1 protein-coding gene is annotated in these 1,032 nt (G+C 57.1%); it reads right to left on the reverse strand.

Going from position 1 to position 1,032, the window contains the following annotated elements; all coding sequences use genetic code 11:
- The coding region (locus tag BW990_RS20930) for an IS30 family transposase (RefSeq protein WP_200798091.1) at window positions 1-976 on the reverse strand (976 nt) is incomplete at its 3' end.
- Window positions 977-1,032 lie beyond the last annotated feature (56 nt).

A 1,032-nucleotide genomic window follows, 5' to 3' on the forward strand; every position in this document is an offset into this window, starting at 1 on the left:
CTCTGAAGGCTTCGGTTGGGGTGCGCCATCCGAGGCATTTTCTGGGTGTCCCGTTCAGGCGGTCACAAATCGCCTTCATATTGCGATTTGAGAGCGCCGCGAGCTGAGTGTCACGCGGTAGATATCTGCGTGCACGTTTGTTCAGGTTCTCGACCGAACCCTTCTGCCAGGGTGCCTGCGGATCGCAAAACCAGCTTTCCGTTCCGATGCCGGACTTCAGCTTGCGCCAGGCGCGGAACTCGAAGCCACGGTCGAAGGTGATCGAACGGCGAGCGGGCTGGGGCAGGGGTTCCATCACGTCCATCAGCTTGTTTATGAATTGTGTCGAGCTGCGGTCGTTGTTGCGGAACAGGACGGCAAACCGGGTCTTTCGCTCGACCAGTGAGGCGACGTTCATCGTGCCTTGGGAACGTTCAAAGATCATCAGATCACCTTCCCATTCGCCGAAAGTCTCGCGCGTCTTCACGAAGTCCGGGCGTTGATGGATCGACCGATCTGGCGGAAATACCTGGCCTCTGGCGCGTCTGGCATAGCGCGGCTGCCGCTTCTTGCGTCGGCTTGTCAGGTGGCGCGCCAGTTGTTCGGATTGGCCTTCGCGGCTGTAGACATACGCATAGATCGTCTCGTGGCTGACGCGAATTGGCTGCCCATCGAAATCAAGACGCCCGGCAATTTGCTCTGGCGTCCAGCCGATCTTCAGTTGAGCGATGACATGGGCACGCAGACCATCGAGGCGGATCAGCTTGCGCCTTCGAGCGCGTCGGTCAGACGCATATTTCTGCGCATTCATGCCGTAGTAGCCGTTCAGATATGGCAGCTCTTCGTCGGTAAAATAGTTCCGCTTGATCTCGCGATAGATGGTTGAGCGGTGCCTGCCGATCTCAGCTGCGATCTTGCTGACAGGCACTTTTGCATTCAGCATGTCTTCGATTGTGCGCCTCTCACGCAAATCCAGTTCTGTGTGGGCCAATTCCATTCTCCTTGCTTTCCAGCAAGATAGGGGATTTGTCGCAACCCAGTTTAGAATGTGCC

The organism is Roseivivax lentus (assembly GCF_900156805.1).
Classification (GTDB): Bacteria; Pseudomonadota; Alphaproteobacteria; order Rhodobacterales; family Rhodobacteraceae; genus Roseivivax; species Roseivivax lentus.